Annotated in this window: 12 protein-coding genes; 6 read left to right on the forward strand and 6 right to left on the reverse strand. The window is 47.5% G+C overall.

Going from position 1 to position 14,934, the window contains the following annotated elements; all coding sequences use genetic code 11:
• Positions 1-184: 184 nt before the first annotated feature.
• A complete protein-coding gene (locus tag PBN151_RS18635) occupies positions 185-1,225 on the forward strand; it encodes a LacI family DNA-binding transcriptional regulator (RefSeq protein ID WP_072730221.1) in 1,041 nt (346 codons plus the stop codon).
• 296 nt (positions 1,226-1,521) lie between these two features.
• Positions 1,522-2,511 (forward strand): glycoside hydrolase family 130 protein, encoded by a 990-nt coding sequence (locus PBN151_RS18640; protein WP_021256311.1) that lies wholly within the window; start codon positions 1,522-1,524, stop codon positions 2,509-2,511.
• A gap of 183 nt (positions 2,512-2,694) precedes the next feature.
• Here PBN151_RS18640 and PBN151_RS18645 read toward each other — a convergent pair whose 3' ends face one another.
• Genes PBN151_RS18645 through PBN151_RS18655 form a run of 3 tightly spaced genes read right to left on the reverse strand, consistent with a single transcriptional unit; the run spans position 2,695 to position 6,384 of the window.
• Positions 2,695-4,641 carry an ABC transporter permease gene (locus PBN151_RS18645; RefSeq protein WP_072730222.1) on the reverse strand — a complete coding sequence of 649 codons (1,947 nt, stop codon included), beginning with the start codon at positions 4,639-4,641 and terminating at the stop codon, positions 2,695-2,697.
• Positions 4,613-5,386, reverse strand: a complete 774-nt coding sequence (locus tag PBN151_RS18650) for an ABC transporter ATP-binding protein (RefSeq protein ID WP_072730223.1) — start codon at positions 5,384-5,386, stop codon at positions 4,613-4,615. Before PBN151_RS18650 ends, PBN151_RS18645 begins: the two co-directional genes overlap by 29 nt.
• 35 nt (positions 5,387-5,421) lie before the next feature.
• Entirely contained in the window at positions 5,422-6,384 is a 963-nt protein-coding gene (locus tag PBN151_RS18655; protein ID WP_072730224.1) for a D-alanyl-D-alanine carboxypeptidase family protein, read from the reverse strand.
• Positions 6,385-6,661: 277 nt separating this feature from the next.
• On the opposite strand from PBN151_RS18655, the gene PBN151_RS18660 reads away from it, so the two are divergent.
• Positions 6,662-6,976 (forward strand): hypothetical protein, encoded by a 315-nt coding sequence (locus tag PBN151_RS18660; RefSeq protein WP_072730225.1) that lies wholly within the window; start codon positions 6,662-6,664, stop codon positions 6,974-6,976.
• A 37-nt stretch (positions 6,977-7,013) separates the two neighbouring features.
• Here PBN151_RS18660 and PBN151_RS18665 read toward each other — a convergent pair whose 3' ends face one another.
• The 3 genes from PBN151_RS18665 to PBN151_RS18675 all read right to left on the reverse strand — a co-directional run bounded on the left by PBN151_RS18665 (position 7,014) and on the right by PBN151_RS18675 (position 9,782).
• On the reverse strand, positions 7,014-8,072 hold the full coding sequence (locus PBN151_RS18665) for a sensor histidine kinase (protein ID WP_227774848.1): 1,059 nt from the start codon (positions 8,070-8,072) through the stop codon (positions 7,014-7,016).
• Between the two features lie 31 nt (positions 8,073-8,103).
• Complete coding sequence (locus PBN151_RS18670) at positions 8,104-8,811, reverse strand: response regulator transcription factor (protein WP_036667607.1); 708 nt, start codon at positions 8,809-8,811, stop codon at positions 8,104-8,106.
• A gap of 95 nt (positions 8,812-8,906) precedes the next feature.
• Positions 8,907-9,782 carry a LysR family transcriptional regulator gene (locus tag PBN151_RS18675; RefSeq protein WP_072730227.1) on the reverse strand — a complete coding sequence of 292 codons (876 nt, stop codon included), beginning with the start codon at positions 9,780-9,782 and terminating at the stop codon, positions 8,907-8,909.
• A 112-nt stretch (positions 9,783-9,894) separates the two neighbouring features.
• On the opposite strand from PBN151_RS18675, the gene PBN151_RS18680 reads away from it, so the two are divergent.
• From PBN151_RS18680 to PBN151_RS18690, 3 genes are all read left to right on the forward strand, one after another.
• A complete protein-coding gene (locus tag PBN151_RS18680; protein WP_083545215.1) occupies positions 9,895-11,007 on the forward strand; it encodes a citrate synthase/methylcitrate synthase in 1,113 nt (370 codons plus the stop codon).
• Positions 11,008-11,570: 563 nt separating this feature from the next.
• The gene (locus PBN151_RS18685; RefSeq protein ID WP_072730229.1) at positions 11,571-12,836 is read left to right on the forward strand and encodes a Glu/Leu/Phe/Val family dehydrogenase; all 1,266 of its coding nucleotides are present in this window, start codon (positions 11,571-11,573) and stop codon (positions 12,834-12,836) included.
• Positions 12,837-13,116: 280 nt separating this feature from the next.
• Positions 13,117-14,934: a glycerophosphodiester phosphodiesterase gene (locus tag PBN151_RS18690; protein WP_072730230.1), complete on the forward strand. Its 1,818-nt coding sequence runs from the start codon at positions 13,117-13,119 to the stop codon at positions 14,932-14,934.

A 14,934-nucleotide genomic window follows, 5' to 3' on the forward strand; every position in this document is an offset into this window, starting at 1 on the left:
TCGTTCCAACGACCCAATTATATATGAATATATACTCACATTTTGCCAGTTTGGTTGCAGTCTATGCCGCTATCCAATCATCCTCACGACTGCAACTTTACATTTGTCATAAATGTAAACCTCCTATATACTTGTAACAACGTTAATTTAGACACAATCCATTCGTAATCGGAGCGATTTATAGATGTCACAATCCAAAGTAACTCAACAACATATTGCCGACGCGCTGAACTTGTCCCGCAATACCGTATCGAAGGCGTTGAACAACGATCCTGACATGCGCGATGACACGAAACGCCGCATCATGAAGAAGGCCGTCGAGCTCGGTTATACCAAATTCCATCAATTCGAAGCGGCGGAAGGAATCAGCTCGACCAATCGTATCGTGTCCCTGCTTACTCATTCGGATTATATGGGCAACCACTATTGGTCTAGCTTCATCAAAGGACTGAATACAACCTTGAAGGAAGCTGGCTACTCCCTGGCGATGACGATTATTGATATGGAAGAAGAGCGCGAACAGAAGCTGCCTTCTCTATTCGTGCAGCAGCGGCCTGCTGGCGTTATTATGATCGGCCCCTTCTTGAGGGAGTACTATGAACTAATCGAACGTTCAGGCATTGCCTCGATGTTCATCGATACGTATGCGGACTTCAACTTCGGCATGCTGGGCAGCGATATTATGCTCGTAGACAATGCCCATAGCGTATATGCCCTAACGCAACAATTGATTGCACGTGGACATAAGAAGATCGGCTTTGTAGGGGATATCGGCTCCTGCCTCAGCTACCGCGAACGGTGGGAAGGCTTCAATCGTGCGCTGTCTGAGGCAAGGCTGAGCGTCAATGAATCTTGGTGCATCATTAACTCCATGAAGCGTCATTATTTCAATGAAGAGGAACTGTCCGCAGCCTATTCCCGGATGGAGGATAAGCCAACGGCCTTCGTATGTGTGAATGACAATATTGCTGTCGACTTCATGCAAATTGTGAAGGCAAGCGGCATGCGCGTACCAGAGGATATCTCCATTACCGGATTCGACAACATCGCCGAATCGCTGCTTGTTCATCCCGCCATCACGACTGTACATGTACCGAAGGAAGAGCTCGGCATGCGCGCCGGAGAACAGATCGTATGGCGCATTGACCACCCGCATCGTCCGAAGGAGCTTATTCGCATCGGCGTGGAGGTAGAATGGCGCGATTCAGTACACAGTCTGATATAGTTTACATTTGCACATCTACATTCGATATATAACACGTTTTTGCACATTATTTGCACAGTAAATGCACAATATTTACTTGACATTGTAACCTTAGTGTTTTACTCTTTAGTTATTCGGAAACGCTGTCATTGCGTTTCGAGAGACAATTGACACATGCTGTGTTACAAGTTCAGTTGACATTGCACACGACATCAATAAAGAACAAGGCTCTCACCTATTCTTTTGGTCTCAACATCTGTCACCTGCACTTGAACAGCACAGGTTTCATACTTACTACGCAAAGCGAGGTTTGCATCATGAGCCAAATTAAGATCATCGGTCCAGATATTCCGAACATGCCTTGGGAAGAACGTCCTGAAGGACATCGCGACGTATTGTGGCGCTACAGCCAGAACCCAGTAATTCCACGCGATTTGCTGCCTAACTCGAACAGTATCTTCAATAGTGCTGTTGTTCCGTTCGAAGGCGGATTCGCTGGCGTATTCCGCTGCGACGATCGCAATCGCTACATGCGCTTGCATGCTGGCTTCAGTAAAGACGGCATTAACTGGGACATCAACCATGAGCCGCTTACATTTGAATGTGACGATCCGGAAATCGGCAATTTCATCGAAGGCTACGACCCACGCGTATGCTGGATCGAAGACCGCTACTATGTAACTTGGTGCAACATCTACCACGGCCCAACAATCGGCGTGGCATACACATATGATTTTAAGACATTCCATCAGCTCGAAAATGCATTCTTGCCTTACAACCGCAACGGAGTTATGTTCCCGCGCAAAATTAACGGCAACTATGCAATGGTGAGCCGTCCGTCCGATACAGGCCATACACCATTCGGCGACATCTTCTACAGTGAGAGCCCTGATATGGAATTCTGGGGTCGTCACCGTCACGTAATGGCTCCAATGGGCGGCTGGCAGAGCAAGAAAGTTGGCGCAGGTCCAATTCCAATCGAAACAAGCGAAGGCTGGCTCATGATCTATCATGGCGTCCTGAACTCCTGTAACGGATTCGTATACGCATTCGGCGCAGCGATCCTCGACCTGGATGAGCCTTGGAAAGTAAAATACCGCAGCGAACCATACTTGCTGCAGCCTTCCACATTGTACGAGTGCGTAGGCGACGTTCCTAACGTAGCATTCCCTTGCGCATCGCTTGTGGACGCAGCAACAGGACGCATCGCGATTTACTATGGCGCAGCTGACACGGTTACTGCTCTTGCATTCGGTTATGTTGATGAGATTATTGAATTCGTGAAGAACAATTCTCGCGTGAAGTAAGATATACTGTAAGCAAAGACTGCTGGGGAGCAGCACCGACTTACAGGGCTCTTCCTTTCTTTGCAACCCCTATACCTATGATCAAAACCCCCTTGCATCTGATCGCAATAAGCGGCCAGCGCGAGGGGGTTTTGTGCAATAATGTGCAATAAGGAAGTCTACGATTATTTAAAATGTACAGTCTTACACCATCGCACTGCGCAATTGCTGCACGTAGCGCCATCGAATGACGAAGAAGTAAATAATTTGAACAACTGTGAAGCTAACGAGCACTTTGATTGTACTTTCCCCCACAGAGAAGTGAACCAACTGCTGCAGCGCTGCAAATGCAACCCCACTATGCAAGATTGCGATGAAAAGCGGCAAAAAGAACATAACCAGCAGCTGTCGTGTCACGACGCGATTCAGTTCCTTGCGAGTCAACCCCATCTTGGACAGCATCTCGGTCTGCTGCTGATCCCGACTGCGATCCGTATATAATCGGAAGTATAAGAAGCTTGCGGCAAAGGTGAAGAACACCACACCAATGAGTACGCTCACGAGCAGCAGCAATCCATTTGCCTGCTTGGCCGCTACCCACTGTGGGTACAGCGCTCTGAACTGAAACTTCATGGATTCGCTCTGTTCTCCTTCTTGATCTGTGTTCAGTTGCTTCATTAGCTGTTCTGTTGTATCCCCAAGCTTACTCCAATGCTCTACCGCAAATCCATATACCGTATAGGATCCCTGGCCTGACTCATCCCGATCAGGTATCTGCTCATAAGCATCATCCGTTACCACAACAAGCCGAATGATCCCATAATCCTGCGGCAGCACTTGATGGGGTACAGCTTTCATAATTTGAAAGGCAAATCGAGTAGTGTCTTCTATCAGTTGGACAACTTCTTCGAAGCCTTCTTTACTATATACTCGCTCCCCCATGACTGAAGTCGGCACAAGGAATGCTTCATTATCAGCAGTAATCGCTTCTTGCTCATATCCAAGGGCTATCGCCAGCTTGTTATAATCGGACAACTTCATAACCGTGACATCATTACCTGCAAATTTCAAGGTAGCTGCGCCAACTCGATAAGGCAATTGTGATTGTTCCAGTTTTTGTTTAATCAAACTTACATCGGCCTGTTCCTGCTTATTTCCTTGATACGAATAATACGTAAATGCAAACGGGTTCGTCATCTCCGCTAACCCTTGATTGCCGATTGCCGTACACGTACCAATCGCAGTAAATGCAACCGCCGAGATTACAGCAACGATAAAGAACAAGCGTGAATTATCCTTCAACCGATATCCCAGTTCAGAGAGCGTCAAGAGATTCGTCTTCTTGAAATACAGCCGCTCGCTCCGCTTCAACATTCGCAGTGCAAATACCGCGAATTGCGTGAACAGAAAATACGTTCCGACTACAGTCAGCACCACCCCTGACAGGAGTACAAGGAACGAATACGTGATGCCTGTTGCAAAGGAAAACACCGTCGCATAGCCCGCTCCGACGAGCAAGACGGCTAGCACCGACAGTCCTATCGACGCCTTAGGTTCAGGCTTCGGCTTGTCCGATCCCTTGAGAAGATTAATGAGTTGATGCACCCTTACCATCCGAGTAGTCACGATCGATATCAGCAGGAAGAGGATCAAGAATGCGATAAACGTTGTCCCTATCGCCTTCAATGGTACATAAAACGTTAAGCCTTTATCAATCGCCAGAAGTTCAGATATCCCGGAGAGGATCAATTTCGAGAAAATGACACCCAGCAATACGCCTGCCACAATGGAGGCGCAGCCAATCAGCATATTTTCCATGAACACCAGCTTGCGAAATTGCTTAGGAGACATTCCATGTATGATGAGAATGCCAAATTCCTTGTTCCGTGTCTTAAGAAATGAGCCTACCGAATATAAGATGAAGAAGAAAGAAAACACGATCAGCAGAACCTGCGACACACGTAGTCCCATCATCCCGAGTTCGCTTAGTGTCTCACTGGAAGATCGAATCTTGCCGTTCAAATCGGGATGGAACAAGAGCAAAGAATAGGTGAAGAACATCAGTACCGAGAAGGTACTGCTCCAGAAATGAGCAGCGTACATGCGCTTGTTGCGAGTGATATTATGAATAGCTAGTTGTGAGAACGTCATTCGGATTGCCTCCCATCACGGACAGCACGTCCATTATGCTGCGCATAAACATGGACTGACTGCCTCTGCGAGTAATTTCATGATGCAGCTGACCATCCTTAATGAAGACAACGCGATCACAATAGCTTGCCGCCATCGCATCATGCGTAACAAGCAGCATCGTTGTCCCCTCCTCCTTGTTCAGCTGATACATCGTATCCATCACAGCTCGCGATGACTTCGAATCCAGGTTTCCAGTCGGCTCATCCGCCAGCAGCAGCTTCGGCTGGTGAATAATGGCGCGTGCAATAGCTGCGCGCTGTGCTTGCCCTCCAGAAATCTCGTAAATTCGCTTGTTCAGCAATGCAGTAATGCCAAGCCTCTCTGCCAGCGCATTCGCCTTGCGGTGCAATTCCTCCACTTCTACCCCGTCCAGTGTTAAGGGAAGTACGATATTTTCCTTAACAGTCAGCGTATTTAATAGATTAAAGGATTGGAATACGAATCCGAGCTCGCGCCGGCGGAATAGAGCCAGCTTCTCCTGAGTTAATTGGAAGGGATTATTGCCATGAATCAACACTTGGCCAGATGAAGGCGCATCAATGGTTGCAATCATATTCATTAAAGTGGTCTTCCCGCTTCCAGATGGCCCCATGATACCTACGAATTCGCCCTGCTCAATACCTAGATTTATATTGGACAATGCCTGATAGGCTACCTTTCCTTCATAGGTCTTACTTAAGTTTCTCACTTCTACCATTGTCATTTTCGATTCCACTCCTGTTTACGAGATTCCTATATTCATCCTGCATATTGTTCAAAGCCATAATCGAGCAATTCTCTCGCATCTGTCCAAACGCTATTCGAACCGGAATGCAGAACAACTGTAATCATTCGGTGATCATTGCGCTCTGCAGCGGAGACTAGACAGTATCCGGCTTCATCGGTGAATCCTGTCTTAATGCCTGTTGATCCTTCATAATAATATTCGCTCTCCTGTTGCAGCAGCCGGTTCCGATTCGTATACGACTTCATAATCTTCTCCATATCCGCGGACACGAGCTTCACATCAGCAGTGGTTTGGCCCACAATAGCGCGGAACACTTTGCTCTTCATCGCTTCCTTCGCAATAACAGCCAAGTCATGTGCTGAACTATAATGGTTCGCATCGTGCAATCCATGCGGATTCATAAAGTGCGTGTTGCGAAGGCCGAGCTCCTCTGCCCGATCATTCATGCATTGAACGAACACGCGGATCGCCTCTTCCGTATCCAAGGATGCATCGGCGCGTACCTGACGTCCCAATTGAACGGCAACCGTTCTCGCCGCATCGTTCCCGGATGGAAGCATCATCGCTTCCAGCAAGTCTTTCCACGACAATTGCTGCCCGAAGCGCAGCCCTGCCGAGCTCTCCCCCGGCTTGGCAAGCAGCACCTCCTGCCCTACAGTCACCTGTTCCTTCATGTCTGCCATCTCGATGGCGAGGAGCGCGGTCATTACTTTGGTCGTGCTGGCCGGTGCGAGCCGATCATCAGTATTCATCCCGTATAGAACTTCACCTGAATCTTGATTGATGACGATCGCTGCCTGGGCATCCAGGCTTCCTGAAGCAAATACATTCTGCCCAGTTACAGTGTGCACGCTATTAGACACTACTTTATATATCTTTTGTTTGATTTGTCCTGAGTAAGGTTGCAGTATGAACCAAATACCAGCAGCGGCGATGCAGCCTGCGAACAGCCATCTTTTCCTATTCAATCTCACGATTATCCACCCTTATCCTGTTATCATGCATTCGCATGTCTTCCCGTGATAGATATCAGGATAACCGAATGGACTTAATAATGTGCTAAGCAGAAATGAAGAAAAGTGAATGAAAGATGAAGAAAATATGAAGAAGACGGTATAAAGGTTATGTGGAATTTATACCCTATGTACAAATCTATTAATTCTAGACCTTAGTAGGGGGGATTAATCAGCTCGAACAGGTATAATAGACATATGATTGTGAAATATGTAACATATCGAGGAGGTATACCTTATGAAACGCAACATCTTAGCCGCTGTTCTCATCTTGGGAGGAAGCCTCTTGCTTGGCAATACCGTATACGAGGGACTCGCAGGTGCGGGAGAGACAGAATCCGGCACAGCATCAGCTCACGACATGCAACAACACCATATGGAACAATCCCATATGAGTGATTCCCATATGAATGATTCTCGTATGAGTGAATCCCGAATGAGTGAATCTCGTATGGGAAATATGAACAGGGATGTATCACCACGTCACGGATCGGGCGACTCCCATATGTCGAAGTACTCCAGCAATAACGACAACTGCCATAACGAAGCATAAGTAGAACAAGAACCGAAGGCTCACCTGCCTTCGGTTCTTATTCATACAATGGAGGCACGGAGCTTGGAATCTCAACGACAAAGTAAGTGCCTTCCTGATTGCTTATCGCTTCAATTGTTCCCCCATGCAGCTCTACAATCGTCTTGGATATCGCAAGACCCAGCCCAGAACCACCCGAATGCTCCGATCTTGATTTCTCCACACGGTAAAATCGATCAAAAATATGCGGCAGATCATGAGCCGGTATAGGCTCACCGCTATTATGCACAGAGATCATAATTCGAGTCCCCCGCTTGCGGAGGAATATTCCCACTGCAGATCCACGCGGCGCATAGCGCATCGCGTTGGTAAGCAGGTTGTCGAATACACGCACCAGCTTATCTGGATCCGCCTCGATCCAGTACTGATCCTCATCGCTGTGCATCGAGATGGTCAGTCCCTCCTGCTCCATCGGATAACGATAGTGTACACACAGCTGACCTGCCATTTCCACAATATTGAGCGGCTTCGTATGCAGCGTCATCCCACCATTCATGCGGGTATATTCGAACAAGTCGTTAATCATGACGTTCAGGCGCTGAGCCTTCTCATAAGCAATATTCGTATAATGCCGCAGCTCTACTTCATCCCTATATCGATCCTGCTCAACCAACCCTAAATACCCCATGATGGAGGTAAGCGGTGTGCGAAGATCATGTGATACGCTTGTAACCAGTTCATTTTTGGTACGTTCGGCAAGGCGCTCCTCTTCCAGCGACAGCTTAATCTGTTCGGCCATACGATTAATGTTATCCGCAAGCTTGCCAATTTCATCATCCGTGGAGACGGTGCAGCGGGCATCCAGATTGCCATCCGCCATACGCTGAACCGTTGCTGTAATTTGCTCCATATTTTTGATTAATTTGCGATTCAGTAAGAAATAGATACCGACGAACAGCGCCAACCCAACGACAATGAGCGGCGGAACGATTCCGAACATTCGCTCCAATGCCCGAAACAAGACATTAAGCAGATCAATTTGCAAGTAACTGTACATAACCATAGCTAGACCGAGCATGAGGTAGGCTGTTATCAATGCCAATATAATGCTCAGCACGAAGGTGAACAGCATCTTCCATCGAAGGCTACTATACCATGGTGTCTTCAATCTTATACCCTACTCCCCATACGGTCTGAATGAGTTTGCCACCGCTTGATTCCAGCTTGTCCCGCAGCTTGCTGATATGAACCGCCACCGTATTGTGCGATCCATTGAAGTTCTCTTTCCATACTCGTTCGTACAGCTCTTCCGCACTGAATACTCTTCCTGGGTTGCTCGCCATTAAGTAGAGAATATCGAATTCCACACTCGTTAAATGTACTGCTTGTCCATCCACCTTCACCGAATGGGTCGACTTATTAATATCCATCGTTTGAATGCGAATGACATCCACAGGCTGCGCTTGAGACTGAAGCTGCGAGTTCAATAAGTAAGCACGACGGAGCAGCGATTTCACACGTGCTACCAGCTCCAATGGATTGAACGGCTTCGTCATATAATCATCCGCACCTGTCATAAGGCCCATGATCTTATCCATATCTTCCGACTTTGCGCTCAGCATCATAACTGGCGTCGCTTGGTTCTCCCGAATTTTGCGGCATACCGCAAGCCCATCCAGTCTCGGCATCATCACATCGAGAATGACCAGTTCGATAGGTTCATGCTGAAGGATGTCCAATGCTTCCACACCATCGTATGCCTTATGCGTGCAATATCCTTCATTTTTCAAGTAAATATCGATTAAGCCAGCGATCTCTTTATCATCGTCGACAATTAATATATTTGTCACACCCATTACCCTCCTGCTTCCACTATCAACATTGTTGGCACTAGCATACCGTTAAATACCGTCCCGGTTCAACGGCAATCACTAGCAGCCTGCTCTCCTGTTTACATGAATCCACGGAAAAATTCCAGAAAACGCTGCCCTTCAGTAACATTGTGCTTCATAACCGCATACGTTCTTGCGGTAGGCAGCATCAATTCCGAGCAATCCACCTGAAGCAATCTTCCTTCCGTACGTTCACGGCGAATCGTAATCTCAGGCAAGAACGAAATGCCAAGCCCTTCTTCAATGAACCGCTTCGTTACATGAACTTGGGTAACAAGCATTGTGCGAATGTATCGATACCTCGTCTGCAGCTCCTGCATAAGCGGCTCCCAATATTCAGGATGATTATAAGTGAGCAGCATATGATTCGCCAGCAAATCTCCGAGCTGGAGCGGAGAAGCAGTCTCTGCATCATGCCCATCATGCGGCGCAACAAGCACCACCTCGTCCTCCCCCAATATATCACAGGTGAGCCGCGCATCACTTGCCCACATTCGAGATAACCCTAGATCCACCTGATCCTGCAGCACCGCATCGGCAATTTGCTTCGATTCCAACACCTGAACTTGAACCTCTACATCAGGATTAGCATGCACATAGCGATTCAAGACATGTGGGATGAGATATGCCGCTACAAGCGGCGATACCGCCAGATTCAATCTGCGGGTATAGCCCTGTTTGAAGCGATGCAGCTCCTGCAGACCTTCCTCGTGAACGGACAACAGATGTTTCGCGTGCGGAAGGAATCGCCGTCCTTCCTCGGTCAATTCTACTCTGCGTCCTACTCGTTTAAATAAAGGCGAGCCCAAGTATTGCTCCAACTGCTTGATCTGGATCGTTACCGTCGGCTGCGAAATGAACAATTCCTCCGAAGTGCGACGGAAATTCTCATGCGCAGCAGCGTGCACAAATGTTTGTATCCATTTCAAATCCATCGTCATCGGCTCCTTATTGATTATGATTCCCTATTAAATCAATAAAAACGTTTCAATATTTTTAATCAAAGACCATGTATATAATAATACATATTAAAGGAGGAGGGAAATGATGGTTGACAAGGGGTTAAAAGGTGTTGTTGCAGCAGAAACCGAATTGAGCTTCATTGACGGCAGTGTCGGTATATTGCTTTATCGCGGATATGATGCTAAAGAACTTGCCATTCGGCATTCCTTCGAGGAGGTTGCTTACCTACTCTGGTACGGCACACTGCCGAGCTTAGCAGAATTGCAATCCTTCAAAGCGGCCTGGGTGCGCTGCAGACAGCTGCCTGAGCCTGTCATCCATTGCTTGAACCAGCTTCCTTCAGACATGAACTTGATGAGCCAGCTGCGCACCGCAGTCTCTGTACTAGGAACGACCGTATACGAAGGGGCTCCACACATCGAACAAGCGATGGCGTTAACAGCGATGATGCCTGCTATCATCGCGAACTTGTATCGCAAGCAACAAGGGCTGCCTATATGGGACTCGATACCGAGTAACGAATCTCTAGGCCATGCAGCCCATTATCTATATTTGCTGACAGGTGAGGTTCCGACCGATATCCATGCCAGCGCGTTGGAAACGTACATGATCCTTACCATGGAGCATGGACTGAACGCTTCCACCTTCACCGCTCGCGTTATCACATCCACAGAGTCGGATATGGTATCCGCTTTGACGGGGGCGCTTGGGGCGATGAAGGGGCAGCTTCATGGCGGTGCTCCTTCAGGTGTAACGGAAATGCTGGAGGCGATCGGTACGGCTGATCGAGCGGAAGACTGGCTGCGTGAACAGTTGGAGAATCGTAGTCTGTTAATGGGCTTCGGTCACCGTATATATCGAACACGCGATCCAAGAGCAGAAGCATTGAAAATGCGCATTGCGCAGATGGAGGAAAGTGACCATTGGCTCGATTTGGCTCAGTTTGTCGAGGATACTGCTGTACGACTGCTCGCTGAATATAAGCCTGGGCGCAAGCTGTATGCGAACGTCGAATTTTATGCAGCTGCCATTATGCGTGCAATTGGCTTGCCTAGTGAGTTGTTCACACCAACCTTCTCGGCAAGCCGTACCGTCGGCTGGACCTCCCATATGATCGAACAGGCGAAAGACAATGTCATCTACCGTCCCGATGCCAAGTACATTGGCTCGTTTCCCACTACTGAACATGTATCGTAAAGCGTAAACCTTGGTCTCTATCCTCGTTTTTATACATTTATGGGGTGCCTCTTCGTCGGATCGGAAATAATCAGACGAGCAGGCATCTCCTTTTTTATCCGAAACCACGTAATTTATCCAAAAGACGAACAATCACAAATTTGTACCACTTCCATTATCCAATCCTATTTTGGCGGATCGAACCCATCATAATATGGTTTAATTAACCAACGTAACTTTTAAGCACCTTATAGCCTGTCCTCTTCATATAGACATTTTCCGATGACACCCCAAGCACAATCCCCTAGTTATTATCATATTTATTTGAAATACGCCCGTATAGAGCGCGAAAAATGTCCTCTCTTGAAATACATACCAGCCACTTCAAATTGTTAAAATTTTTCTATAAAAAGGTTTTATGGCCATAAAAGATTATATTAATGTAATAAAATTTATCACCCTGTGTAAAATCTTCTTTTACGGATGTGGGCGTTTTTGCGACAAATCGTATTTCAAAAAGCGCACATTGTCAGTATAATGTGTGAAAAGTGTTCCTATATTGCAGAGAGGTTAGGTGTAATCCCATGGAAACCATACAACGCGAACAAACAGAAGTACTTAACCCATACGAAATCGTTAAGAAGCAAATTGATGCAGCTGCAGCTAAATTGCAATTGCCCGAGCATGTCACCGAATTACTGAAGAGACCAAAGCGTGTTCTTTCCGTAAACTTCCCAGTTCGAATGGACGACGGCTCAATTCGTATCTTCGAAGGCTATCGCTCGCAGCATAACGATGCAGTAGGACCAACAAAGGGCGGCATTCGCTTCCATCCGGATGTAACACTTGACGAAGTTAAAGCACTCTCCATGTGGATGACATTCAAGTGTGGTGTTGTTGGCTTGCCATACGGCGGCGGCAAGGGCGGCGTTATCGTGGACCCACGCACACTCAGCAAAGGCGAGCTTGAGCGTCTCAGCCGCGCATTCATGGAGGCAATTGCTGACATCGTAGGACCAGAGCGCGATATTCCAGCTCCAGACGTATATACAACACCTCAAATTATGGGTTGGATGATGGACACATACAGCCGCTTGCGTGGACACAACTCGCCAGGCGTTATTACAGGCAAGCCAATCATCATCGGTGGTTCCCTTGGACGGAACGCAGCGACTGCTCAAGGTTGTGTATATGCAATCCAATCTGCATTGGAAGACATTAAACTTCCGATGGAGAACGCAAAGGTAGCCGTTCAAGGGTTCGGTAACGCTGGACGTATTGCAGCTCGCCTGCTCACAGACCTCGGTGCAACAGTAGTGGCAGTCAGCGATTCCCGTGGCGGTATCTATGATGCAGACGGTCTTGATCTGGATCGTGTAGAGCAGTTGAAGGACGAAGCAACGATCCTCGATTACGGCGCAAGCTACCATATCAGCAACGAGCAGCTGCTTGAGCTGGATGTAGATATCTTGATCCCGGCAGCATTGGAAAATGTCATTACACAGGAAAACGCTCCACGCGTCAAAGCACGCATCATTGCGGAAGCAGCAAACGGACCTACAACTCCTGAAGCGGACGCAATCCTGAACAAGAACGGAACGATTGTTATTCCTGACATCTTGGCAAATGCCGGCGGTGTTACCGTATCCTACTTCGAGTGGGTACAAAACCTGATGAACTACTACTGGAGCGAAGAAGAAGTTCTGGAGAAGCTCCAAGTGAACATGGTGAAATCGTATAATGCCGTTCGTGATCTGGCAAAAGAATACGCTACAGATCTTCGTACAGCAGCCTTCATGATTTCACTTCAACGCGTTACAGAAGCTATGCGTGCAAGAGGTTGGGTATAATCCATTCCAAGCGCTAAAGGTCAAATATATCCTTACCCTTCAACATAAGTTCAGCCCTCTCCACTTCCAGTCGGAAGCACGAGAGGGCTGATTCTGTATATTGGACACATAAAAACCATTTTCATGAATTGAGTATATTCTTTCCACATACACTATCAACTATATTTTTCTAACCGCCTGCGCTCCCTTATTCAGCCGTCTTGTCTTGTTGGTAAGAATGGGATCATGGTCTATAATGTAACGTGTAGCACGATACTGACACAAAAGGAAAACATAAATCATGAATGCTAAGCGTACCAATAAGCGCCGTTCCCGATTCATTCCTTTTCGAATGACAAGGGATATTATAGGGGTGTGGAAATATGCTCACCGTCCTTTTCTTCTATTTGAATTGGTTTACAAACTACTGACGATTGGCGTATTCATCCCGCTTCTATCGATACTTTTCAACAAAATACTAGATGTCGGGGGCTTCAATGCGGCCGCGAATCACGATCTGCTCCGCTTCGTGTTCAGCAGATACGGCCTGATCAGCCTGCTGCTCATGGCCCCCATTGCCATGATGCTCATTTACACGGAATTTGCTGCTCTCGTCTATATTGCCTATTACGGTATTCAAAAGAAGCGCGCACGAATTAGGCCTGTGTTGTTCAAAGCCATCTCTCGCTTGCCAGGCTTATGGCGCATCGGGATATTCGGTCTGGCTCTTTATTTGCTGCTGTTGTTCCCACTGCTTGATGCTGGTATTGGAGGATCACTGCTGCCAAGCGTTGCGATACCGAACTTTATTACCGGCGAGTTAATGAAGACCAGTATCGGAACCATCGTCCTAGTCATTGTCGCGCTGGTCGTTCTTATTCTCAATTTGATTTGCATTTATGCCCTGCCGATTATGGTATTGGAAGGCAAGAATCAATTTTGGAATGCTGTCCGCGAGAGCGGCCGATTGTTCTGGCGCAGCAAGTGGTCATTAGTTAGAGCCGTGATTGAATGGGTCATTATCTTCTTACTCCTATTCATTCTCCTGATCTGTATTCTCATCCTGGTTGGACTTCTGCTTCCTGATGTAGATAGCGAAGGGGCTGCCATAGCTATTACGCTCGGCATCACACTCAGCCTAGGCCTGTATATTGCAACGCTAGTTATGACACCATTGTTTATTACCGTCATTACACTGCTCTATGTGCGATACCAAGGCCAAGACCAGGTGAACCTTGATACAGATGGAGTCGATGCCACTGTCTGGGAAGGTCGCGACATGCAGCGTTCACTTGTGCGGCGTTACCGCCCTGCACTGGCGACATTCGGACTTCTTATTCTTATCGCCATCGGCTGGGGAGCAACGACCTTATTGACCGATTGGGGAGAGGCTAATGATAAATTCATCATCATGGCTCATCGCGGCGATGTGACTGCCGGTGTGGAAAATACAATGGGTGCCTTCGAAGGCGCCATTCGAACAGGGGCTGACTATATCGAGCTTGACATTCTTCAGACGAAGGATGGCAAGCTGGCAGTTATCCATGATGAGAACTTGAAGCGGTTATCCGGCAAAAATGTGAATGTGTTCGATCTTACACTCGCTCAGTTGCAGCAAATTCCGCTGCGCGCAGGGGAGTTCCGTGACTTCGTGCCCTCCCTCGACGAGGTACTCGAGCGAACGAGAGGGAAAATCAAGCTCAACGTGGAACTCAAGACACATGGTCATGAGAAGAACTTGGTCTCTACCTTCGTCGACACGATACGCAAACATAAGGCTGAACAACAAATTATTGTACAAAGCCTAGATTACGAACTGGTTCAGAAGGTGAAGAAGGCAGCACCGGATCTGACGGTCGGGTATGTCATATTCGCCACCTTCGCTCCGCTTAATCGCTTCGAAGCAGATTTCTTCGTTGTCGAAGAATCATTTGCCCGGCCAAGACTCATTCGTTCAGCGAAAATGAGCGGCAAGCCCATTTACGTCTGGACGGTCAATGATACAGAGAGTGTAGAACGATTCTATACCCTTGGAGCTGACGGTATCATTACAGACATTGCCACTGATGCAAAAGAGACCATTAATGTACTGCACATGGTAGAGAACGAGGAGCAGTGA

This window comes from Paenibacillus sp. NAIST15-1 (genome assembly GCF_001894745.1).
Lineage (GTDB): Bacteria > Bacillota > Bacilli > Paenibacillales > Paenibacillaceae > Paenibacillus_B > Paenibacillus_B suaedae.